The organism is Streptomyces sp. NPDC008238, assembly GCF_042956445.1.
In the GTDB taxonomy this organism is placed as follows: Bacteria; Actinomycetota; Actinomycetes; order Streptomycetales; family Streptomycetaceae; genus Actinacidiphila.
Window position 1 is genome coordinate 264,771 of record NZ_JBIBGK010000003.1, and the last position, 22,635, is coordinate 287,405.

At 71.5% G+C, this 22,635-nt stretch carries 19 protein-coding genes and 1 tRNA gene; 11 read left to right on the forward strand and 9 right to left on the reverse strand.

Going from position 1 to position 22,635, the window contains the following annotated elements:
• The first annotated feature begins 101 nt into the window (after nt 1-101).
• Entirely contained in the window at nt 102-3,443 is a 3,342-nt protein-coding gene (locus ACFZAU_RS10080; RefSeq protein ID WP_500551764.1) for an AfsR/SARP family transcriptional regulator, read from the forward strand.
• 56 nt (nt 3,444-3,499) lie between these two features.
• Nucleotides 3,500-5,089 (forward strand): MFS transporter, encoded by a 1,590-nt coding sequence (locus tag ACFZAU_RS10085; protein ID WP_500551765.1) that lies wholly within the window; start codon nt 3,500-3,502, stop codon nt 5,087-5,089.
• A gap of 98 nt (nt 5,090-5,187) precedes the next feature.
• On the opposite strand, the gene ACFZAU_RS10090 is transcribed toward ACFZAU_RS10085, so the two are convergent.
• Entirely contained in the window at nt 5,188-5,955 is a 768-nt protein-coding gene (locus tag ACFZAU_RS10090; RefSeq protein ID WP_500551766.1) for a DUF5324 family protein, read from the reverse strand.
• A gap of 218 nt (nt 5,956-6,173) precedes the next feature.
• Here ACFZAU_RS10090 and ACFZAU_RS10095 point away from each other — a divergent pair, with 218 nt between their 5' ends.
• On the forward strand, nt 6,174-6,701 hold the full coding sequence (locus ACFZAU_RS10095; protein WP_500552074.1) for a peptidylprolyl isomerase: 528 nt from the start codon (nt 6,174-6,176) through the stop codon (nt 6,699-6,701).
• 95 nt (nt 6,702-6,796) lie between these two features.
• Nucleotides 6,797-7,651, forward strand: a complete 855-nt coding sequence (locus tag ACFZAU_RS10100) for a rhomboid family intramembrane serine protease (RefSeq protein WP_499604594.1) — start codon at nt 6,797-6,799, stop codon at nt 7,649-7,651.
• A gap of 241 nt (nt 7,652-7,892) precedes the next feature.
• Here ACFZAU_RS10100 and crgA read toward each other — a convergent pair whose 3' ends face one another.
• The gene (gene crgA, locus ACFZAU_RS10105) at nt 7,893-8,147 is read right to left on the reverse strand and encodes a cell division protein CrgA (protein ID WP_499604592.1); all 255 of its coding nucleotides are present in this window, start codon (nt 8,145-8,147) and stop codon (nt 7,893-7,895) included.
• A 136-nt stretch (nt 8,148-8,283) separates the two neighbouring features.
• On the opposite strand from crgA, the gene ACFZAU_RS10110 reads away from it, so the two are divergent.
• From ACFZAU_RS10110 to ACFZAU_RS10135, 6 genes are all read left to right on the forward strand, one after another.
• Nucleotides 8,284-9,051, forward strand: a complete 768-nt coding sequence (locus ACFZAU_RS10110) for a DUF881 domain-containing protein (protein ID WP_500551767.1) — start codon at nt 8,284-8,286, stop codon at nt 9,049-9,051.
• Entirely contained in the window at nt 9,048-9,773 is a 726-nt protein-coding gene (locus tag ACFZAU_RS10115; protein WP_500551768.1) for a class E sortase, read from the forward strand. The genes ACFZAU_RS10110 and ACFZAU_RS10115 overlap by 4 nt, the downstream gene beginning before the upstream one ends.
• A 40-nt stretch (nt 9,774-9,813) precedes the next feature.
• A complete protein-coding gene (locus ACFZAU_RS10120) occupies nt 9,814-9,990 on the forward strand; it encodes a hypothetical protein (RefSeq protein WP_499604589.1) in 177 nt (58 codons plus the stop codon).
• Nucleotides 9,987-10,622 (forward strand): aminodeoxychorismate/anthranilate synthase component II, encoded by a 636-nt coding sequence (locus ACFZAU_RS10125; protein ID WP_499604587.1) that lies wholly within the window; start codon nt 9,987-9,989, stop codon nt 10,620-10,622. Before ACFZAU_RS10120 ends, ACFZAU_RS10125 begins: the two co-directional genes overlap by 4 nt.
• Before the next feature lie 4 nt (nt 10,623-10,626).
• A complete protein-coding gene (locus tag ACFZAU_RS10130; protein WP_500551769.1) occupies nt 10,627-12,120 on the forward strand; it encodes a class E sortase in 1,494 nt (497 codons plus the stop codon).
• 70 nt (nt 12,121-12,190) lie between these two features.
• Nucleotides 12,191-12,877, forward strand: coding sequence for a class E sortase (locus ACFZAU_RS10135; protein WP_499605026.1), 687 nt, complete (start codon nt 12,191-12,193; stop codon nt 12,875-12,877).
• A 199-nt stretch (nt 12,878-13,076) separates the two neighbouring features.
• Here ACFZAU_RS10135 and pknB read toward each other — a convergent pair whose 3' ends face one another.
• The 6 genes from pknB to ACFZAU_RS10165 form a co-directional block, all read right to left on the reverse strand.
• A complete protein-coding gene (gene pknB / locus ACFZAU_RS10140; protein ID WP_500551770.1) occupies nt 13,077-15,074 on the reverse strand; it encodes a Stk1 family PASTA domain-containing Ser/Thr kinase in 1,998 nt (665 codons plus the stop codon).
• A gap of 151 nt (nt 15,075-15,225) precedes the next feature.
• Nucleotides 15,226-16,689 (reverse strand): peptidoglycan D,D-transpeptidase FtsI family protein, encoded by a 1,464-nt coding sequence (locus tag ACFZAU_RS10145; protein WP_500551771.1) that lies wholly within the window; start codon nt 16,687-16,689, stop codon nt 15,226-15,228.
• Nucleotides 16,686-18,074 (reverse strand): FtsW/RodA/SpoVE family cell cycle protein, encoded by a 1,389-nt coding sequence (locus ACFZAU_RS10150; RefSeq protein WP_499604580.1) that lies wholly within the window; start codon nt 18,072-18,074, stop codon nt 16,686-16,688. Before ACFZAU_RS10150 ends, ACFZAU_RS10145 begins: the two co-directional genes overlap by 4 nt.
• 28 nt (nt 18,075-18,102) lie before the next feature.
• Nucleotides 18,103-19,653, reverse strand: coding sequence for a PP2C family protein-serine/threonine phosphatase (locus tag ACFZAU_RS10155; RefSeq protein ID WP_500552075.1), 1,551 nt, complete (start codon nt 19,651-19,653; stop codon nt 18,103-18,105).
• Between the two features lie 57 nt (nt 19,654-19,710).
• Nucleotides 19,711-20,229, reverse strand: a complete 519-nt coding sequence (locus ACFZAU_RS10160) for an FHA domain-containing protein FhaB/FipA (protein WP_499604578.1) — start codon at nt 20,227-20,229, stop codon at nt 19,711-19,713.
• Between the two features lie 10 nt (nt 20,230-20,239).
• A complete protein-coding gene (locus ACFZAU_RS10165) occupies nt 20,240-21,094 on the reverse strand; it encodes an FHA domain-containing protein (protein WP_500551772.1) in 855 nt (284 codons plus the stop codon).
• A 365-nt stretch (nt 21,095-21,459) separates the two neighbouring features.
• Here ACFZAU_RS10165 and ACFZAU_RS10170 point away from each other — a divergent pair.
• Nucleotides 21,460-21,543: transfer RNA gene (locus tag ACFZAU_RS10170), tRNA-Leu, on the forward strand.
• Between the two features lie 617 nt (nt 21,544-22,160).
• Here the strand turns inward: ACFZAU_RS10170 and ACFZAU_RS10175 are convergent.
• On the reverse strand, nt 22,161-22,298 hold the full coding sequence (locus ACFZAU_RS10175; RefSeq protein ID WP_500551773.1) for a hypothetical protein: 138 nt from the start codon (nt 22,296-22,298) through the stop codon (nt 22,161-22,163).
• Nucleotides 22,299-22,635 lie beyond the last annotated feature (337 nt).

Genomic DNA, 22,635 nt, shown 5'->3' on the forward strand with positions numbered 1-22,635 from the left:
GTACCCGGGGCCGGACTCCGGAGCCGGGGCGCCGGCCGTCCACCGCGTCATCCACCGTCCTCCCGGGGACGCCCGCCCCTTCGTGCGGCACAATCGGCGGCGTGCGTTTCGGCATTCTGGGGGAGACGAGAGCGCTGCGGGACGACGGGGGCACGGCCGCCGTCGGGGGCCCGGGACGGCGGGCGCTGCTGGCGATGCTGCTGCTGGAGGCGGGCCGCATCGTCGCCACCGAGCGGCTGATCGACGGGCTGTACGGGGACGAGCCGCCGGCCGGGGTCGGCAACGCGCTGCAGTCCCAGGTCTCGCGACTGCGCGCGGCGGTCGGGGTGCCCATCGAGCGCCCGCCCGGGGGCTACCGGTTGGTGGTCGCCCGGGACGAGGTGGACGTGCACCGCTTCGAACGCCTCGCGGCCGAGGGCCGGGAGGCGCTGGCCGCGGGTGAGCCGGGGCGGGCGTCGGTCCTGCTGCGCGGTGCGCTGGAGCTGTGGCGCGGCTCCGCCCTGGCGGACGTGGGCGACGCGCCGTTCGCCCGGGCGCAGGTGACGCGGCTGGAGGAACTGCGGATCGCGGCGGTGGAGGACCGCATCGCGGCCGAACTGGTGCTGGACGCCCGGCACCACCAGGAACTCGTCGCGGAGCTGCAGGAGCTGGTCGCCCGCTACCCGTTGCGGGAACGGCTGCGGGCCCAGCTGATGCGGGCGCTGTACAGCTGCGGCCGCCAGTCCGAGGCGCTGCGGGTGTACGAGGACGCGCGGCGCGAGCTCGCCGAGTCCCTCGGCGCGGACCCCGGCCCGGAGCTCGCGGCGGCGCATCTGGCGGTGCTGCGCGGCGACCCGGGTCCCTCCCGAACCGCGCCGCCCGTGGTCCGCGCAGCCGGCGAGGGCGTGCCGGATGCCCGGTCTTCGGGTGTTTCACGTGAAACATCGTCCGCGGGGCGCCCGCCCGCGCCGCTCCTCGGGCACGGTCTGCCCGCCCAGCTGACCAGCTTCATCGGGCGCGAGGCGGAGCTGGCACGGATCGGTGCGCGCCTTGCCGACGCCCGGCTGGTCACCCTGATCGGCCCGGGCGGCGCGGGCAAGACGCGCATCGCCGTGGAGGCCGCCGGGCGCCACACGGGGGAGGTCCGCTTCGTGGACCTCTCGGGGCTGACCCACGGCTCCGAGGTGCCCCAGGCGATCGCGGGGGCACTCGGCCTGCGGGAGGCGGGCCTGATCCCCGGGACCGCCGGGCGCGAGGGCGGGGCCCCGGCAGGCACGCCGCTCGCCCGCCTCACCGCCGCACTGGCCGACCGGGATCTGCTGTTCGTGCTCGACAACTGCGAGCACCTGGTCGCCGACGTCGCCCGTCTCACCGCGAGGCTGCTGGCCGCCTGCCCGCGGGTACGGGTCCTGGCGACCACCCGGGAGGCGCTCGGCGTCAACGGCGAGACGCTCTGCCCGCTGGAGCCGCTGCCCGTGCCGGCGCCCGGCGCGCCGGAGGAGGACGTGCTCGGCTCCCCCGCCGTCCGGCTGTTCCTGGAGCGGGCCGCCGCTGTGAGCCCGTCCGGCCGGATGCCCGACGCCGAGTCCGCCGCGCGGATCTGCCGGGCCCTGGACGGCGTTCCGCTCGCCATCGAGCTGGCCGCCGCCCGGTTGCGGTCGCTGTCGGCCGCCGACATCGCCGCCCGGCTCGGGGACGTGCTCGCCGGGCCGGACGACCGCTTCCGGCTGCTCTCCCGGGGCAGCCGCACCGCCCAGCCCCGCCAGCGGACCCTGCGCGGGGTCGTGGACTGGAGCTGGGAGCTGCTGCCCGAGGACGAGCGCACCGTGCTGCGCCGCGCCTCCGTCTTCGCCGGGGGCTGGACGCTGCGGGCCGCCGAGGCGATCTGCGCGGGCCCGGCGGGCGACGGCGCCATCGACGCCGAGGACATGCTCGACCTGCTCGCCTCCCTCGCGGACAAGTCGCTTGTGGTGGTGGACCGTCCGGACGCGCTCGGGGACGAGGGCGACGGCGCCGTCCGCTACCGGCTGCTCCAGACCATCAGGGCGTACGCGGCCGAACGCCTGGTGGAGACCGGCGAGTCGGAGGCGCTGCGCGAGGCGCACGCCGCGTACTTCCTCGACCTCGCGCGGACCGCCGACCCGTGGCTGCGCCGGGCCGAGCAGCTGGAGTGGCTGCGCCGGCTCGCCGCGGACCACGACAACCTGCACGCCGCGCTGCGCGGTTCGGTGGCAGCGGGCGACACCGTCCTGGCGCTGCGACTCCTCGCCGCCCTGTGCACCTACTGGATGCTGCGCGGCATGCGGTACGAGGGCGCCCAGCCCGCCCGCGAGCTGCTGGCGGCGACCGCGCCCGGCGGGCCGCGGGGGCTGGCGGAGGAGTACGCGCTGTGCGTGATCAGCGCCGCCTCCGTCACCGCCGACCAGTCCGAACTCGCCGTCCACCTGACGGCCGCGACGGACGTCGTCGCCGGGCTCGGCGGGATGGCCCGCCGCTACCCCGTGCTCAACCTGCTCTGGGCGCCCTTCGCCGGGGTGCCGGACGACGAGACGTTCGCCCGCTACGCGGAGGGCGCGACGAGCCTCGTCGAGCCCTGGCAGCAGGCACTGGTCCACGTCGGCTCCGGGTTTCACGCATGGATGGTCGGCGGTGACATCGCCGCCGCCGACACGGAGTTCGGCCGGGCCCTCGCCGGTTTCCGCGCCCTGGGCGACCGCTGGGGGACCACGATGGCCCTCACCCAGCTGGCCTGGCTGTCGGGCGCCCGCGGCGACGTGGCGCGGGCCGTGGGGCTGATCGACGAGGCCCTCGGCCACGCCGCCGAACTGGGCGCCACCGAGAGCGTCGCCGAACTGCTCGCCGAACGCGGCAGGTGCGGGCTGCGGTCCGGACGGTACGAGGAGGCCCGGGCCGACTTCACACGCGGCCTGGAACTCGCCCGGCGCTGCGGCGCCCGGGAGATGTTCGCCGGGGCGCACCTGGGGCTCGGCGAGTGCGCCCGGCTCACCGGCGACCCGGACGAGGCACGCCGGCTGTCGGCGCTGGCCCTGTCCGACTCCCTGGACGGCTGGTACACCGGCGAGAGCGCCCGCGCCGAGGCGCACATCGCCCTCGGCAGGATCGCCCTGGAGCAGGGCGGTACCGACGCCGCCCGCGGGCACTTCCGCGAGGCCGCCGACGTGGAGCACGGAGCGCGCGACCTGCCGCTCGCGGCGAACCTCGCCGACGCCTTCGCCGCACTCGCGCTCGCCGAGGAGGACCTTCCACGGGCCGCCGAACTGCTGGGCCTGGGCCGTGCGCTGCGCGGCCGGGAAGTGGTGGACGGTCCGGACGCCGCCCGCACCGGGGAGGCCGTGCGGGCCGCCCTCGGCGACCGGGCCCACGATCAGGCGTGGGCGCGCGGTGCGATCCTGTCCGCCGACCGGGCGCTGCGGGCGCTGACCGCGCTGACCGGACGCCCGTAGCCGCCGGTCAGCGCGCGGTGCGCGGCCGGTCAGCGGCCGCGCGCACCGTGTCGGGCATGACGAACTCCGTACGCACAAAGGACGCCGCGGCACCCGCCCGCCACCGCTGGGCCGCGCTCGCCGTCTGCTGCCTGGCCGCCATGCTCCTCGGCATCGACAACAGCGTGCTCAACTACGCCATCCCCTCGCTGTTGAGGGACATGGGACCGTCCGGTACCGAGATCCTGTGGATCTCCGACATCTACGGCTTCGCCATGGGCGGCCTGCTGGTCCTCATGGGCAACCTCGGGGACCGGCTCGGCCGCAAGCGGATGATGCTGCTGGGCGCCGCCGCCTTCGGCGTCGTGTCGCTGCTCACCGCCTACGCCCCCGGCCCCGGGGCGCTGATCGCCGGACGCGCACTGCTCGGCGTCGCCGGTGCGGCGATGGTCCCCTCCACCCTCTCCGTCGTGCGCCACGCCTTCACCGACCCCAGGGAGCGCACCACGGCGATCGGGATCAGCAGCGGCATCGGCGCCGCGAGCTTCGCGCTCGGTCCCGTGGTCGGCGGCCTGCTGCTGGACCACTTCAGGTGGGGCTCGGTCTTCCTGATCAACGTCCCGCTGATGGCCGTCGTGTTGGTCGCCGGTGTCCTGGTGCTGCCGGAGTCCCGCAACCCGCGGCCGGGCCGGCTGGACTGGATCGGCGTGCCGCTGTCGGTCGTGGGCGTCCTGGGTGCCATCTACGCCGTCAAGGAGGGCTTCCGGGACGGCGCGGACCACGCGCCGGTGTGGATCGCCGCGGCGATCGGGACGGCGGCCCTGGTGCTGTTCGCCCGCCGTCAGGTGCGCGTCGAGGAACCCCTGATCGACCTGCGCCTGTTCCGCAACCCCGCCTTCAGCGGCGCGGTCGGCTCCAACCTGGTCATGATCTTCGCCTCGTCCACCCTGTCGCTCGCCTTCTCCCTGTACTTCCAGGTCGTCCGCGGCTGGTCGCCCTTCACCGCGGGTCTGGCGCTGCTCCCGGGACCGCTGGCCGCGGCCTTCGCCGCCCCGCTGGCCACGGCGCTGATCCCGCGGCTGGGACGGGCCCGGGTGGTGGCCCTCGGGCTGGTGCTGCTGGCGGTGAGCACCGCGGCGCTCGGCTCGCTCTCCTCGCCGGGGACGCCGTACTGGGAGCTGCTTGCGCCGCTGGTCGTCAACGGCGCGGGCGTCATCCTGGTCGTCTCGGTCACCAACGACACGATCCTGGCGAGCGCTCCCAAGGAGCGGACCGGAGCGGCCGCCGCCGTCTCGGAGACTGCCATGGAGATGGGCGGCTCGTTGGGCATCGCCGTGCTCGGCTCGCTGCTCGGCGTGTTCTACCGTGACGCCCTCGCCCTGCCCGCGGGACTGCCGGCGGGGGCCGCGGACGCCGCCCGCGAGTCGGTCGGCGGGGCCGCCGAGGCGGCAGCACGGATGCCGGGCGCGGACGGGTCGGGGTTGCTGGCGGCCGCGAATGACGCCTTCTGCCACAGCGTCCAGGTCACCGGCGTGGTGGCGGCGGTGCTGCTTGCCGCGGGCGCCGTCATGGCGCTGTACACCCTGCGCGGGGTGCCGGCGGAGATCCCCGACCCGGAGGCCGGGGAGGAGGACGTTCTGCCGCTGCCCGCGGCGTCCGGACGGTGACGACGGCGCGTACGGCAGGAGGGCGGCGGACCCGTCACGGGTCCGCCGCCCTCCTGCCTGCCTCCGGTCGCACCGTCGCCGGTGCCCGGGCCGTCACGTCACGGGTGGGTGTCACCGCGGTCGCGGCGGTCGTCGGAGTCCGCCTCCGCCTGCTTGGCCTGCACCTCGGGGTCGAGGGCCTCCACCGGCGAGCCGTCGACCTTGCCGAACGACGCGTCGGTCCCGACGCCGCCGTTGAGGGAGGCGCGGTCGGCGACCTCGGTGGCGGGTGCGGGCTCCACCAGCCAGTCGGGGTTGGTCTGCTTGCTCCACCACTTCCACGCGGCGAAGCCCGCCCCGGCGACGAGGCCGGCCAGCAGCAGGCCCCGGGCGCACCGCCCGGTGCGGGCCCGGCGCTCGCGGCGGCGCTCCAGCCCGCGGATGTCGTCCGCCGTGACGTGGCTGCGCAGCGCGGCGACGGCGGCGGCGCTGCGGGCGGCCGCCTCCTCCGCGGCGGGGGCCGCGACGCTGCGCACGGTGGTCATCGCCTGACCCACCCGCGGGCCCGTGAAGTCCGCCGCCTGACGGGCGGTGTCACGGGTGAGCCGGGCGGCGGTGCCCACCCTCTGCTGGACGCCCGGCGGTACCGCCGCCAGGGCCTGGTCGACGCGCGCCGCCAGGTGCGCGTCGTACTGCGTCCGGGCCGCCGTGCGGGCCTGCCGCCCGGCCGCCGACACCCGCGGCGCCAGGTAGACCCTGGCCCCGTCCGCGTAGTGCACGGCGTTGACCCTCGCTGTGTCGGCGTACGGCGCCACCACGTCCGCGGCGTGCCGCACGCTGTCCCTCGTCCTCCCGGCTGCGTCGCGCACGCTGTCGATGCGGGTCACGAGAACCTCCTCCTCGGTGGCGTTCGGTTTTCGCCTTTCCACCCGGTTTGAAATCATGCCCGGCGCCGCGGGGTACGGCATGTGCGTACGGGCATCCGGGTCAAGGGGAGCCGTTCCCGACGATGCCACCGGATGACCTGCGGCGCGACTGTTGCGTCGGGCGAGCCGGGGCGTGCGAGGATTTGTCCCTGTCATTGAGGACTATGGAAGGTAAGACCGTGGCCGAGCAGCTCTACGCCACCCTGAAGACCAGCCACGGGGACATCACGGTGCGGCTGCTGCCGAACCACGCACCCAAGACGGTCAAGAACTTCGTGGAGCTCGCCGAGGGCACCCGCGAGTGGACGGACCCCCACACCGGTGCGACCTCCCACGAGCGCCTCTACGACGGCACGGTCTTCCACCGGGTGATCTCCGGCTTCATGGTCCAGGGCGGCGACCCGCTCGGCAACGGCACCGGCGGTCCCGGCTACCAGTTCCCGGACGAGTTCCACCCGGACCTCGCCTTCACCAAGCCCTACCTGCTGGCCATGGCGAACGCCGGGCCGGGCACCAACGGCTCGCAGTTCTTCATCACGGTCGCCCCGACCGCGTGGCTCACCCGCAAGCACACCATCTTCGGCGAGGTCACGGACCCCGCCAGCCAGAAGGTCGTGGACTCCATCGCGACCACCCCGACCAACCCCCGCACCGAGCGGCCGCTGGAGGACGTCGTGATCCAGAGCGTCGTGGTCGAGCGTCGCTAGCCCGGCCGGCCCGGCACGTCGCGGTGCCCCGGGAACCCGAACGCCCCGCCCGTGCGTATGACGGGCGGGGCGATTCCGCTGCGAAGGGCTCAGACATGACCGACCAGGCCGTCCGCTGCTACCGGCACCAGGACCGGGAGACGGGTATCCGCTGCTCCCGGTGCGAGCGGCCGATCTGCCCGGAGTGCATGATCAACGCGTCGGTCGGCTTCCACTGCCCGGAGTGCGTGCGGGAGGGCAGGCGTGCGGCCCAGGCCGCCGAGCCCCGCACGGTGGCGGGCGGCACGGTCGCCGGCGACCCCCGGCTGGTCACCAAGATCCTGATCGGGCTGAACCTGCTGGTCTTCCTGCTCGTGCAGGTCGAGGGCAAGCAGTTCGTCTACGAGCTGGGGCTCTTCACCCCGTGCTACGTCCCCGGCGGCGTGCAGTGCGGCGTGGCGGGCGGGCCGGGCGAGTGGTACCGGCTGGTGAGCTCGATGTTCCTGCACCAGGAGTTCGCGCACATCGCCTTCAACATGCTCTCGCTGTGGTGGATCGGCGGTCCGCTGGAGACCCTGCTCGGCCGGGCCCGCTACACCGCGCTCTACCTGGTCGCGGGGCTGGGCGGCAGCGCGCTGGTGGTGCTGCTGGCCCCGGATACCCTGACCCTGGGCGCCTCGGGCGCGATCTACGGGCTCTTCGGCGCGACGGCCGTCTACGTCAAGCGGCTGCGGATGGACATGCGGCCCGTCCTGATCCTGCTCGGGCTGAACCTGCTGTTCACCTTCACCTGGGGTGGCATCAGCTGGGAGGCGCACATCGGCGGTCTGGTCACCGGTGTGATCATCGCCGTCGCGATGGCGTACGCGCCGCGTTCGCGCCGGGCGCTGGTCCAGTGGGGGACGTGCGTGGCGATGCTGCTCGCCGTGGCGGTCACGGTGTGGGCCGGGGTCGCGAACATCTCCGCGTAGGCCGTAACGCACACCGTTGATCAGACGTTATCCACAGAGAGGCGGAGGCCTCCTGTGCATCCTGTGGGCAAGCCGTGCGCGGGCCCGCACACACCGTGTCTGACCTGCAAGATCAACGAAAGACCGGTGGTCCGTACATCGGACCACCGGTCACACCGGTGTCAACCGGCTGGCGGTTATCCACAGATCATGCGACCTTTTCAACACTGTGGATGACGCCTGTGGATAACTGTGCGAGCTGCTACTTCCACTGCGTGGACACGACGAACCCGCCCGCGATGAAGCCGAAGCCGACGGCGATGTTCCAGTTCCCCAGCTGCTCGATCGGGTAGCTGCCCTGCGTCACGTAGAAGACGACGATCCAGGCCAGGCCGACGAGGAAGAGCGCCAGCATCAGCGGTGCCACCCAGCCGCGGCCGGACTTCAGCTTTATGGGGGTGGTCTTCTCCGGGGGCGGAGTGAAGTCGGCCTTCTTGCGGATCCGTGACTTCGGCACGAGGGACTCTCCTGTCGATGCGCTGCGTAACCGCGCGTGTGACGTCTTGTGTGTGCGGCCGGACGGCTGGGGGCCCCATGCCTCCGGGCGTCCGTTAGCGTAGTGCTTCCTCGGGTTGGAAGGAGATAAGGCTACGGTGAGCAATCCGGTCGACGTCTCCTCGGGTCGCCGTTCCGCCCGGTCTGTGGTGCTTCGTGTCCTCAGCGCCGGGGTGTTCGCGATGGCCGGTCTGCTGTTCTGGATGAGTTTCGACACGGCCAAGGGCCTGGACATCCGCACCGACGACCCGCTGCTGCGCCTGTCGGACCGGGTCCAGGACAAGAGCCGGCAGAACGAGGAACTGGAGAACGAGCTCGCCGGGGTGCGCAGCGACGTCGACGGCCTCGCCCACACCGACAGCGGCGTCAGCGACGCCGCCCGCGAGCAGCTGGCGCGGCTCGGGGCCGAGGCGGGCACCGCCAAGCTGAGCGGCGCGGCCGTCTCCGTCACCCTGAACGACGCGCCGCCGGACGCGACCCCGCTCGTCCCGGGCGTGCCGGACCCGCAGCCGAACGACCTCGTCATCCACCAGCAGGACCTGCAGGCCGTGGTCAACGCCCTCTGGGCGGGCGGCGCCTCGGGCATCAAGGTGATGGACCAGCGGCTGATCTCCACCAGCGCGGTGCGCTGCGTCGGCAACACCCTCATCCTGCAGGGCCGGGTCTACTCCCCGCCGTACACGATCACGGCGGTCGGCGACCAGGGGAAGCTGCACGAGGCGCTCGACGCCAGCCCCGCGATCCAGAACTACCTGCAGTACGTCCAGGCCTACGGGCTCGGCTGGAAGGTCGAGGAAGAACGGCGGGTGACTCTTCCCGGCTACTCCGGCACAGTGGACCTGCGGTACGCCAAGCCTGTGGGGTGAGCATGCGCCTGGTGGTGCGGACGCTGAGCGAGTTGTGCATCACCGTGGGCGCGTTGATCGTGCTCTTCGTCTGCTACGTGCTGTTCTGGACCGGCGTGCGGGCGGACCGCGCGATGGACGGCGAGATCGACCGGCTGCAGGACCGCTGGGCGACCGGGCCCGTCGCACAGGCAGGACCGTCCCCCGAGGGCACCGGCGGTCCCGCACCCTCGGCCGTGCCCGTCCCGTCCGCGCCGGCCGCGGCCCCTTACCGGGACGGGAGGGCCTTCGCGGTGATGTACGTGCCGCGGCTCGGCCGGTCCTGGCACAAGCCGGTGCTGGAGGGGACTGCGACCGGCACCCTGAAGAAGGGCCTCGGGCACTACGCGCACACCGCCCGGCTCGGCGCCGTGGGCAACTTCGCCGTCGCCGGCCACCGCCGCACCTACGGCAACCCGTTCAAGGACTTCCCCAGGCTGCGCGAGGGCGACGAGGTCGTCCTGACCGACGGGCGCACCTGGTACACCTACGAGATCGACCGCGCACCCTACCGCACCGTCCCCACCGACGTCGCTGTGATCGATCCCGTACCGGGGAAGTCCGGCTACACCGTTCCGGGGCGCTATCTGACCCTGACCACCTGCGATCCCGAGTGGGGCCACAGCCACCGGCTCGTCACCTGGGGGCACCTGGAATCCACACAGCCCGTGGAGGACGGTATGCCGGAGGGCTTGTCGGGCTAATCTTGGGCGAGGCACGGCACGGAAGGCAGGAAGGCGGCGCATGTACGGCTGGATCTGGCGGCATCTGCCGGGCAACGTGTGGCTGAAGGCACTCATCTCGCTGGTGCTCGTCCTCGCCGCCGTCTACGTCCTGTTCCAGTACGTCTTCCCCTGGGCGGAGCCGCTGCTGCCGTTCGGGGACGTGACCGTCGACGAGGGGATGACGGCCGTCCGATGAGCGCGCGCATCCTCGTCGTCGACAACTACGACAGCTTCGTCTTCAACCTGGTCCAGTACCTCTACCAGCTGGGCGCCGAGTGCGAGGTGCTCCGCAACGACCAGGTGCGGCCGGCCCACGCCCAGGACGGCTTCGACGGCGTCCTGCTCTCGCCCGGGCCCGGCACCCCCGAGGAGGCCGGCGTCTGCGTCGACATGGTGCGGCACTGCGCCGCCACCGACGTCCCGGTCTTCGGAGTCTGCCTCGGACTGCAGTCCATGGCCGTCGCGTACGGCGGCGTGGTGGACCGGGCGCCGGAGCTGCTGCACGGCAAGACCTCCCTGGTGACCCACGAGGGCCGCGGGGTCTTCGCCGGGCTGCCGACACCGTTCACCGCGACCCGCTACCACTCGCTGGCGGTCGAACGGGACACGGTGCCGGAGGAGTTGGAGATCACCTCCTGGACGGAGAACGGCATCATCATGGGACTGCGGCACCGCAGCGCCCGGGTGGAGGGCGTCCAGTTCCACCCCGAGTCGGTGCTCACCGAATGGGGGCACCGGATGCTCGCCAACTGGCTGGAGGAATGCGGCGACAAGGGCGCCGTCGAGCGTTCCGCGGGCCTCGCGCCTGTGGTCGGAACCAGGGCGTGACTGCGTGACCGCGCATCGGCACTTCGGTGACACCGCCGAATTCGCCGCCGCGGTGGAGCAGTTGGCGGACCCGCTCAACGACCCGCTGCCCGGCACCTCGCGGCGCGCGGCCCGGCCCGCGCAGGATTCCGCCGCGGAACCCGTCGTGGAGCCGGACGTGGAACCCGCCGCGGAGCCCTCCACACCGCCGCCCGCGGCGGCCCGGCCGGTCACGCCCGCCGGCGTGGTGCCGGGCCAGCAGTCGTACGCACAGGGCTTCCACGCGCCGGCGCGGCCCGCCTACGAGCCGCAGCCGGCCGAGCCGTGGCCGACCCGCCCCGCGCCGGCTCCGGTGCCGGCGCCCGGCGCCCCTCCCGGCACCGAGGAGCCGCGCTCCCGGCACCGGGGGCCGGCCGAACAGCCCTACGCCGAGGACGCCAGGGCCGTCCGGCGGCCGCTGACCGACGAGGAGCGCGCCGCAGTGCGCCGCCGTGTCGCGGGGGCTCCCGGCGACACCATGGCGATGCCCGTCGTGACCGAGCCGGCGGCCGAACGCGAACCGAACCCCGAACGGCACCTGGAACGGGACCTGGAGGGGGACGCGGAGCGGGAGGAGACCCCGCAGCCGTCCCCCGACGCCCTGGCGCCCGAGGGCGGCGGCCGTGCGGCCCGCCGTAAAGCGGCCCAGGAGGCCGCACGGCGCGGCGGCAGGGGACGGAGGCGTTCCGGTGCCCCGGCCGCCTCCCAGGCCGCCACAGAGGCCGCCACGGCCCCCATGGCGTCGACCCCGGCCGCCCCCAGGTCCCGCATGGAGGCGCGGCGCGCCGCACGCGCGGCGAAGGAGAGCCCCGCGGTGATCGCCAGCCGGGTGGCCGGCGAGGTGTTCATCACCCTGGGCGTGCTGATGCTGCTCTTCGTCACCTACCAGTTGTGGTGGACCAACGTCCTCGCCCACCAGCAGGCCGGCGGCGCCGCCAACAACCTGCAGAAGCAGTGGGAGGGCGAGAAAGGCCCGAACCGCGACCCCGGCGCCTTCACGCCGGGGCAGGGCTTCGCGATCATGTACATCCCCAAGCTGGACGTGAAGGCGCCCATCGCCGAGGGCGTCGACAAGCACAAGGTGCTCGACAAGGGCATGATCGGCCACTACTCCGGCCAGCTGGAGACGGCCATGCCCTGGGACAAGAAGGGCAACTTCGCCCTTGCCGCGCACCGCAACACCCACGGCGAACCGTTCCGCTACGTCAACAAACTGGTGGCGGGGGACAAGGTCGTGGTCGAGACGGAGAGCACGTACTACACGTACGAGGTGGCGAGCATGCTGCCCTCCACCCCGCCCTCCAACATCTCGGTGATCAAGCCGGTCCCCGACGGATCCGGCTTCACCAAGCCGGGCCGCTACATCACACTGACCACGTGCACACCGGAATTCACCAGTGAGTTCCGGTTGATCGTCTGGGGCAAGATGGTCGAGGAACGGCCGCGCAGCAAGGGCAAGCCGGACGCCCTGGTCGAGTAGGCCAGGAACGGACGCACACAGATCGGGGCAAGTGGTGACGACCACCCAGCATGACCGCGCCCGGGAGGCCGTGCCGACCCGGCGCCCCCTCTCGCGGCTCGCCGCCGCCGTCAGCCTGATCGGTGAACTCCTCATCACCACGGGCGTGATCCTCGGGCTCTTCGTCGTCTACTCCCTGTGGTGGACCAACGTGCTGGCCGACCGCGCCGCCCGGCAGGACGGCGACGCCGTCAGGCGCCAGTGGGCGGACAGCGCCCCGGGCAAGCTCGACACCAAGGGCGGCATCGGCTTCCTCCACGTCCCCGCCATGGGCCGGAACTTCGAGGTCCTGGTGAAGAAGGGCACCTCCACGAAGGTGCTCAACGAGGGCGTCGCCGGGTACTACACCGACCCCGTGGAGTCGGCCATGCCCTGGGACAAGAAGGGCAACTTCACGCTCGCCGCGCACCGCGACGGCCACGGCGCCAAGTTCCACAACATCCACAAGATCAAGGACGGCGACCCGGTCGTCTTCGAGGACCGCGACACCTGGTACGTCTACAAGGTCTACAAGGTCCTCCCGGAGACCTCGAAGTTCAACGTCGACGTCATCGACCAGATCCCGAAGGAGAGCGGCAGGAAGAAGGCCGGCCGCTACCTGACGCTCACCACCTGCACCCCGGTCTACACCTCGCGCGACCGCTACATCGTGTGGGCCGAACTCGTCCGTACCCAGAAGGTGGACGCGAAGCGGACGCCTCCGGCGGAGCTGGGCTGACGCGGACGCGCGGGCGCGCAGGCGCGCAGCGAACGGGAAGGGGCCGCGGACTCGGTGTCCGCGGCCCCTTCCCGTGTCCCGGCGCGGACGGATCCCTTGCCCGGGCCCCGGGCCGGACCCTCGCGGGCGGCAAAGAAGCGGGGAGGCGGCCACCGTGGTGACCGCCTCCCCGCTTCGTCAGGCGTGGTGACCGGCTGCGTCAGCCGCCGTTGCCTCCGTTGATGAAGCCTCCGCCGCCCCCGTTGTTCCCGCCGTTCTGGTCCCGGGCGAAGATCGTCAGGGTGTCACCCGGCTTCATCTGACTCTGGGGACCCGGGTTCTGGCCCTGGACGATGGCGTTCGGGTCCTGCGACGAACCGGGCGCGAACTGCAGCGTCACGCCGAACTCCTGCGCGATGCCGTTGACCTCGGCGACCGTCTTCCCCTGAAGGTTGGGGATGGCGTTGGTGGACGGCGGCTTCGCGATGATCAGGGTGACCGTCTCGCCCGCCTTGATCGTGCTCCCGGCCGTCGGGTCGGTCCGGATGACCGTGCCCTGGGCGTGGTCGGCGGACTCCTCCTCGGTGGCGACGACCTTCAGGCCGTCGTTCTGGAGGATCTGAGTGGCCTCGTCCTTGCTCTTGTTGCTCACGTCCTTGATCGTGACCTCTTCGGGCGCCACGGCCACCGTGAGGGTGATCGTCGTGCCCTTGGCCCGCTTCGAGCCGCCCTTGGGGTCCTGCTTGAGGACCGTGCCCTCGTCCTCGGTGGAGGTCTGGGACTGCTTGTCGACCTCGAAGCCCGCGTCCTTGAGCTTGCTCTCGGCGTCGTCGAAGGCGTCACCGGTGACGTCCGGGACGTCGATCTTCTCGGTGCCCTTGGAGAGCTGCAGGGTGACGGTCTGGTCCTTGGGGATCTTGCTGTTGACCACGGCCGACTGCTTGCAGACCTTGTCCTTGGGCTGGTCGGCGCAGAACATCGGATCGCCGAACGCGATGGTGATCCCGCCGTTCGCCGCCTTGGCCTCGGCCTCGGACTTGGTGTCGCCGACGAACTGCGGGACGGACACCGAGTCGGCACCGCCGCCGTTGCCGGAGAAGAGCGCCTTGCCCATGAAGATCGCGCCGATCAGGACCAGGACGGCCGCGACGACCAGCAGGATCGTGGAGGTGTTGCTCTTCTTCGGCTTGCGCCGGCCGCCACCGCCCTGGGGCTGGTCGTACCCGAAGCCGCCGTCGTCGTCGCGCATGGGCGGCAGCATCGAGGTGCCGGCGTCCTGCTGGGGCGGGAGGGCCGTGGTGGGCGAGTCGTTGCCGTAGCCGCCGTAGCCGCCGCCGTTGTAGCCGACGGCGCCCAGGGCGACCGTGGCGGCGACGGGCTGGCCGTCGAGGCAGGCCTCGATGTCGGCGCGCATCTCGTCGGCGGACTGGTAGCGGTAGTCCGGGTCCTTGGTCAGCGCCTTGAGGACGATGGCGTCCATCGCCGGCGAGACCTCGGGGTCGTAGACGCTCGGCGGCTGCGGCTCCTCGCGCACGTGCTGGTACGCGACCGCCACCGGGGAGTCGCCCACGAAGGGCGGCCGCACGGTGAGCAGCTCGTAGAGCAGGCAGCCCGTCGAGTACAGGTCGGAGCGCGCGTCGACGGTCTCGCCCTTGGCCTGCTCCGGGGAGAGGTACTGGGCGGTGCCGATCACGGCGGCGGTCTGCGTCATCGTCATGCCGGAGTCGCCCATGGCGCGGGCGATGCCGAAGTCCATGACCTTGACCTGACCGTTCCGGGTCAGCATCACGTTCGCGGGCTTGATGTCCCGGTGGACGATGCCCGCGCGGTGGCTGTACTCCAGTGCCTGGAGGATGCCGGTGGTCATCTCCAGGGACCGCTCCGGGAGGAGCTTGCGGCCCGAGTGGAGCAGCTCGCGGAGGGTGGAGCCGTCCACGTACTCCATGACGATGTACGGGATGGAGACCCCGTCGACGTAGTCCTCGCCGGTGTCGTACACCGCGACGATCGACGGGTGGTTCAGCGAGGCGGCCGACTGGGCCTCACGGCGGAACCGGGCCTGGAAGGACGGATCGCGGGCGAGGTCCACCCGGAGCGTCTTCACGGCGACGGTGCGGCCGAGCCGGGTGTCATGGGCGATGTACACCTCGGCCATGCCACCGCGGCCGAGCACCGAGCCCAGCTCGTACCGGCCGCCGAGGCGACGCGGCTCTTCCATAGCGCTTGCCCTTCCTAAACCGTCCGTGTGGCTGCTCGGGCATACCGTACCCGCCGCCGCGTGCCGATCCCGGTCCTCGCCGGTAGCCGATATACGACCGGTATCGCGACGTGCGACTTAGCGCACATCCATGGATACGGTGTGACCGGCATCACTTGTTCAGCACGGCCTCCATGACGCTCTTCGCGATCGGCGCGGCGAAGCCGCCACCGGAGATGTCGCCGCGGTTCGCGGCCGCGTCCTCCACCACGACGGCGACGGCGACCGGGGAGCCGCTGTCGGTCTTCGCGTATGAGATGAACCACGCGTAAGGCTTCTCACTGTTGTCCACGCCGTGCTGGGCGGTACCGGTCTTGCCACCGACGGTGACACCCGGGATCTGGGCCCGCGTGCCGGTGCCCGACTGCACGACGGTCTCCATCATCTGCTGGAGCTTCTGCGCGTTGTCCGAGCTGAGCGGCTGCGAGAGCTCTTCGGGCTTGACGCTGTCCACGAGCTTGTTGTTCGAGGCGCGGAGCTCACTCACCATGTACGGCTTCATCAGCTTGCCGTCGTTGGCGATCGCCCCGGCCACCATCGCCATCTGCAGCGGGGTGGCCGCGGTCTCGAACTGGCCGATGGAGGACAGCGCCGTCTGCGGCTTGTCCATCTTGGTGGAGAAGTTGCTGGCCGCCACGCGGACCGGGACGAACTGCTCCTTGTTGAAGCCGAACTTCTCGGCCTCCTCGACCATCTTGTCGCGGCCGAGGGTCGCCCCCAGCTTGCCGAAGACGGAGTTGCACGAGACCCGCAGCGCCTCCCTCAGGGAGACGTTCTTGCAGGCGATGCCGCCCTCGTTCTTCAGCTCCTGGTTGCTCGTGTCCGGGAGGATGTACGGCACCTCGGAGTCGGTCGGCTCGTCGACGTCGTCGTACAGGCCGTTCTCCAGCGCCGCGGCGGCCGTGACGACCTTGAACGTGGAGCCCGGCGGGTAGGTCTGCCGCAGCGCCCGGTTCAGCATCGGCTCGTCGGGGTCGTTCTCCTTCTGCAGGGCGTTCCAGGCCTTGCTGTCGGCCTGCGAGTTGCCGGCGAAGGTGGAGGGGTCGTACGAAGGCGTGCTCGCCAGCGCGAGGACGGCCCCGGTCTCCGGGTTGATGGCCGCGACCGCGCCCTTCTTGTTGCCCAGGCCCTCGAAGGCCGCCTTCTGGGCGGCGCCGCTGAGGGTCGTGACGACGTCGCCGCCCTGCTTCTGCTTGCCGGACAGCACGTCGACGGTGCGGGTGAAGAAGAGCCGGTCGTCGTCACCGGTGAGGATCTTGTCCTCGACGCCCTGGAGCAGGGTCGTGCCGAAGGCCTGCGAGGCGTAGCCGGTGACGGGCGCCCACATCTTCCCGTTCTTGAAGGTGGCCTTGTACTTGAAGTCGCTGCCCGTGGTCTCGGTGTGGCCGGTGATCGCCTTGCCGTCGACGAGTATGTCGCCGCGGGGGGTGGCGTACTGGTTGATCGTGACCCGTCGGTTGTTGGCGTCGTTCTTGAGCTCGTCCGCCTGCACGAACTGGATGTAGTTCACCCGGATCAGCAGGGCGAGCACGAGCACGCCGCAGAAGACGGCGACTCGGCGCAGGGGCTTGTTCACTGGGTCCGCACCACCTGGGTCGGCTCGGCGTCGGGGGACGAGGCGGGGGCCGGCGCCGGGCGGCGCGCGGTGTCGCTGATTCTCAGCAGGATGGCCACCAAGGCCCAGTTGGCGATCACGGAGGACCCGCCCTGGGCCAGGAACGGCATGGTCATACCGGTCAGCGGGATGAGTCCGGTGACACCGCCGGCGACGACGAACACCTGGAGGGCGAAGGCGCCGGACAGGCCGATCGCCAGCAGCTTGCCGAAGGGGTCACGGGCGGCCAGCGCGGTACGGGCGCCGCGCTCCACGAGGAGTGCGTAGAGCAGCAGGATGCCCATGAGCCCGGCCAGGCCCAGTTCCTCGCCGACGGTGGCGAAGATGTAGTCGCTCTTGGCGGCGAAGCCGATGAGCCGGGAGTAGCCCTGGCCGAGACCCGATCCGAAGAGACCGCCGGAGCCGAAGGCCCACATGGCCTGCGCGGGCTGGCTCGCGCCCTGGCCGGCCTCGATGCTGCGGAACGGGTTGAGCCAGTCCTCCACACGGCTGTGCACGTGCGGCTCGAAGCTGCCGACGACCACCGCGCCGCCCACGGACAGCAGCAGACCGAAGACGATCCAGCTGGTGCGCTCGGTGGCGACGTAGAGCATGATCACGAAGAGGCCGAAGAAGAGCAGCGAGGTGCCCAGGTCGGTCTCGAAGACGAGGATGAGGATGCTGAGGCCCCAGATCACCAGGATCGGGCCGAGGTCGCGGCCGCGGGGCAGGTACATCCCCATGAAGCGGCGGCTGGCGAGCGCCAGCGCGTCCCGCTTGACCATCAGGTAGCCGGCGAAGAACACCGCGATGATGATCTTCACGAACTCACCGGGCTGGATGGACATGCCCGCGACGGTGATCCAGATCCGCGCGCCGTAGACCGGCGGGAAGAACACCGGGAGGATCAGCAGGACCAGCGCCACGACCATCGAGATGTACGTGTAGCGCTGCAGGATGCGGTGGTCCTTCAGGAAGACCAGGACGCCGAGGAAGAGCGCGACGCCCAGTGTCGACCACATCAGCTGCGTCGGCGCCGAGGCGCCGCCGGGGAGCGAGCTCTCCAGGTCCAGCCGCCAGATGAACACCAGGCCCATGCCGTTCAGCAGGGTGGCGATCGGAAGCATCAGCGGATCCGCGTACGGCGCGAACTTGCGTACGACGAGGTGTGCGACGAGGGCGATCGCGCCCAGCCCGAGGCCGTAGGCGAGCATTCCGGCCGGCAGTGAGCCGCTCTTCGCCAGCCCGACGTTCGCGTACGCGAAGACCGGGATCAGGACCGCGAAGACGAGGAGCGCGAGCTCCGTGTTGCGGCGGCTCGGCGCGCCGACGGACGTGATGGTCGTGGTGTTGGTGACAACGCTCATGCTGGACTGACGCCCCTCCTGCTCACTGCTAGCTGCCGGTCGGGCACTGTTGGGCCAGCGACCGGTCCTCGTCGGAGAGGGTGGGGCTGGTCGACGGGCTGGTGGAGGGGGTCGTGCTGGGCTTGGGGGAGCCGGACGCGTCCGAGGACGGGGTGCCGTCGGTCTTGCCGGTGGCGGTGTCGGCGCCCTTCTGCTGGTCCTTCTTGGCCTTCTCCGCGGCGGCGGCGCTGGACTTGTCGATGGCTTCCTTGGTCTGGCAGACCTTCGCCTGGTGCTCGAGCTCGTCCGCGGTCCTGCGCGCGTCGGCGAGGTCGCTGGCGGCGATCGTGGCCGTGACGTACTTGCGCTGGTTCTGCGGTAGGTACTTGAGTTCGATCCCGGGGCGGTCCTCGTGGACCTTCGACAGGTCGAGCCAGGCCAGCTTCTGCTCGATGCCCTGGTAGATCGCCGCGTGGTCGCCCTTGACGCCCACGTAGTACTGCGTCTGGGTCCAGCGGTACGCGCCGTAGAGGCCGCCGCCGACGACGCCGAGGACGACCAGCAGGATCAGCGAGCGCTTGAGCCAGCGGCCGCGCTTGCGGGGCTTGCCCAGCTCCTCGTCGTCGTACGCGCCGAAGCCGCCCGCGGGCGTGCCGACCTGCGGGTTGCCGCTGCCGGGCGGGCCGAAGGCGCCCTCGGGGGCCGGCGGGCGGCCGAGCTCGGAGGCGCGGCCGGCCGGGGTCTGCAGGTGCCGCGGGTCGGACAGCGGCAGGTGGTGCCGGCTGTCGGCGACGGCGCCCACGACGACGGGCGTGTCGTGCAGCTGCACGGCCAGGGTGTCGCCGTCGTCGATGTCCAGGACGTCGGCGACGATGCAGGTGATGTTGTCGGGGCCGCCGCCGCGCAGGGCGAGCTGGATCAGCTCCTGCACGGTCTCGGCGGGCGCCTGGTACCCGGCGAGGGTGTCCTCGAGGGTCTGGTGGCTGACGACGCCGGACAGGCCGTCGGAGCAGATCAGGTAGCGGTCGCCGGCCCGGACCTCGCGGATCGACAGGTCGGGCTCGACCTGGCCGCGGCCGTCCAGGGCGCGCATCAGCAGCGAGCGCTGCGGGTGCGTGCCGGCCTCCTCCTCGGTGATCCGGCCCTCGTCGACGAGCCGTTGCACCCAGGTGTGGTCCTGGGTGATCTGGGTGAGCACACCGTCACGCAGCAGGTACGCACGGGAGTCACCGACGTGCACCAGGCCGAGCCGCTGCCCGGTCCAGAGCAGGGCGGTGAGCGTGGTGCCCATGCCCTCCAGCTGCGGGTCCTCCTCGACCATGACGCGCAGCTGGTCGTTGGCCCGCTGCACGGCGGTGGCGAGGGAGGTGAGGATGTCCGAGCCGGGGATGTCGTCGTCGAGCGGCACGAGGGTGGAGATCACCTCGGAGGAGGCGACCTCACCGGCGGCCTGGCCGCCCATGCCGTCGGCGATGGCGAGCAGCCGCGGACCGGCGTAGCCGGAGTCCTCGTTGCCCTCCCGGATCATTCCCTTGTGCGAGCCGGCGGCGAAGCGCAACGACAGAGTCATGCGCACCTCGCCCGTCGGCTCCGGGTACATCCGCACGCTGCCCACCCTCTCGCTCGCGCTCGCTGGCTGTGCTCGCCCATTGTGCGACTACTTCCGCAGCTCGATGACGGTCTTGCCGATGCGGATCGGCGCACCGAGCGGGATCGGGGTCGGCGTGGTGAGCCGGTTCCGGTCCATGAAGGTGCCGTTGGTGGATCCCAGGTCCTCGACGATCCAGTTGCCGTCGCGGTCCGGGTAGATCCTGGCATGACGGCTGGACGCGTAGTCGTCGTCGAGCACGATCGTGGAATCGTGCGCCCGGCCCAAGGTGATCGTCTGGCCCTGCAGCGCGACCGTGGTGCCCGCGAGCGAGCCCTCGGAGACCACCAGTTTGGTGGGGGCGCCGCGCCGGGCCCGGTTGTTGTTCTGCTGCTGGCGGCCCTGCGCAGCCGGCGCCTGCTGGCGCTGCTGCGGGGGACGCGACTGGGCCTCGCGGCGCCCGGCCGCGCGCTGGGTCACCCGGGTCCCGAACAGGTCGCTGCGGATGACCTGCACGGCCACGATGACGAACAGCCACAGTACGGCGAGGAAACCCAACCGCATGACCGTCAGGGTCAGCTCTGACATTGCCCCCGCTTCACCCTTCGGCTTGCCGGTACACGATGGTGGTACTGCCCACGACGATCCGTGAACCGTCGCGGAGCGTAGCGCGCTGGGTGTGCTGTCCGTCCACCACGATGCCGTTCGTCGACCCGAGGTCGACGACCGTCGAGGGCGATCCCGCCCTGATCTCGCAGTGGCGGCGGGACACACCGGGGTCGTCGACCCGCACGTCGGCCTCGGTGCTGCGGCCGAGTACCAGGGTCGGACGGGAGATCTGGTGGCGCGTGCCGTTGATCTCGATCCAGCGGCGTACGTTCATGGTTGCGCCCCCGGCGGCCGTCGGGCCGCCTCCGGGGAGCCGGGTGACCGGCGCGGCGCCGGGCGGCGGGCCGGCCGGCATCGGCGGCGGGCCCGAGGGGCGCTGCGGGGCCTGCGGCGGGTAGCCGTAGCCGCCGCGGCCCGCGGGGGGCTGCTGCTGGTACTGCTGTTGCGACTGCTGCTGTTGCTGCGACTCGCTGGAGGCGAGGGTGCGGCTGCGCACCCGGTACAGGCCGGTGTCGAGGTCGTCGGCCTTCTCCAGGTTCACCTTGATGTTGCCCATGAAGGTGTAGCGCTGCTGCTTGGCGTAGTCGCGCACCATGCCGGCGAGCTCCTCGCCGAGCTGGAGGGCGTAGGGGCTCAGCCGCTCGTAGTCGGAGGTGCTGAGTTCGACGATGAAGTCGTTGGGGACCACGGTGCGGTCCCGGTTCCAGATCGTCGCGTTGTTGTCGCACTCACGCTGCAGGGCACCCGCGATCTCCACGGGCTGGACCTCGGACTTGAACACCTTGGCGAAGGTGCCGTTCACGAAGCCCTCGAGACGCTGCTCGAACTTCTTGAGTACTCCCACGGTGCACCTCCCTCCTCGAGGTCCTGCGGTCGCACACGGCCTCCGCCGTGATTTTCCGGTCCGATCCTTCCGGTACTGCTTACTGATCGTATCCACGCACTGGGAAAACCGCTGGTTCCCCGGCAGCTCCCACGGGACCGGTGTCAACAGTGACACGGTCCGCGGCCGCTCCCCCACAGGGATGGTAGAGGCGGCCCCTGCCAGTGTCCCGCAACAGAGGACGGTTCCCCTCGCTCGGGGGTGCCCGGAAACGGATGTGATTCCACCCTGAGCAGCGTGCTAATGTTCTGGGTGTCGGAAGGGGCTGACGCACCGGACGGGGAAGACCCCCCAAGGTGTGAAGGACTCCAGAGGACAACACCCATGCGCGGGTGGCGGAATAGGCAGACGCGCTGGATTCAGGTTCCAGTGCCCGAAAGGGCGTGGGGGTTCAACTCCCCCCTCGCGCACAGAGCGGGAACGGGTCTTCGACCGTGACGGAAGTCGCAGTCGGAGGCCCGTTTCTCGTGTTGATCAAGATGTCTGCCGGCCTACGGCTCCTCAGCACGCTGCAGCCCCCTCAGTGGCCGTTTGCGGCCAGTGAGAGGGATCTTTCGTACGGCTGATGTTCATCTGTGAGGCGCGTCACTCAAGTGGCGGGTGTCAGGTGGCCCGTTGGTGCTGTCTGCCGAGGGACCGGCTGTCCGGCCACATCGTGATCTTCGGCCGGTTCGGCATGGCGATCTGGAAGACCAGGAGGACGGTCCTGGCGGTGGGGCCGCGGATGGGCGGGGATCGCGAGGATTCGTCGGTCTCCGCGAGCGGCTCTTGGCGAAGCCGTTGAAGCCCTCGATGGCGTTCCGGATCCGGAAGTAGATCTCCCGCCACGGCTCGTCGCCGGAGTCCGGGGTCTGCCGGTGCTTGGCCCCTTCTTCCGGGGCGAGGGTGATGGGGCGCCGACGGCAGTCCTTGAGGGGGCAGGTCGGGCTGGGCTGTGGGTCGACGAGCGGTAGGTGGATGTCGAGGCCCGGCGTGTGGGCTTGGGCGGGCACTGGACCTTGCCTGCCTCGGCCGGGCAGATCATTCGCTAATGGCCTTCGACGTCCTCTCCTTCTTTAGGCATGAGGCGGTACGGCTTGTGGGCGGCGATGCGGGCGGCCCAGGTCTCTCGGTCGATGCGGGTGGCGTGCAGATCGCTGGTGGCGTCGATGAGGGACTCGGGCATGGAGGGGCAGTACCAGGTGCTCTCGACGAGGATCGAGCCTTGCGCTCCGCCCTGGTAGCCGAGCTGGTCCGGGACAGGCGTGGCAGGTGCTGCTGCGACCCGATGCCGCGCAGTGCCCGGAATGCCAATCGGAGCGCGCGCTGAACGAGGCGCTGCGGTATCCGGGATGTCCGCGCTATGGCCGGCAGCGTGACTTCTGCTCCGGCTGGACGTTTCGGGCGGGCTGCGCCTGCCACGACGGGCGCTGGTCGTCCAGGTTCGCGCGGCCGGGTTGGCGGCGTCTTCGCCCTTTCCCTGCAGGGATGCGACGGCGTGGTCCAGGTGTCCGGACGGGTGG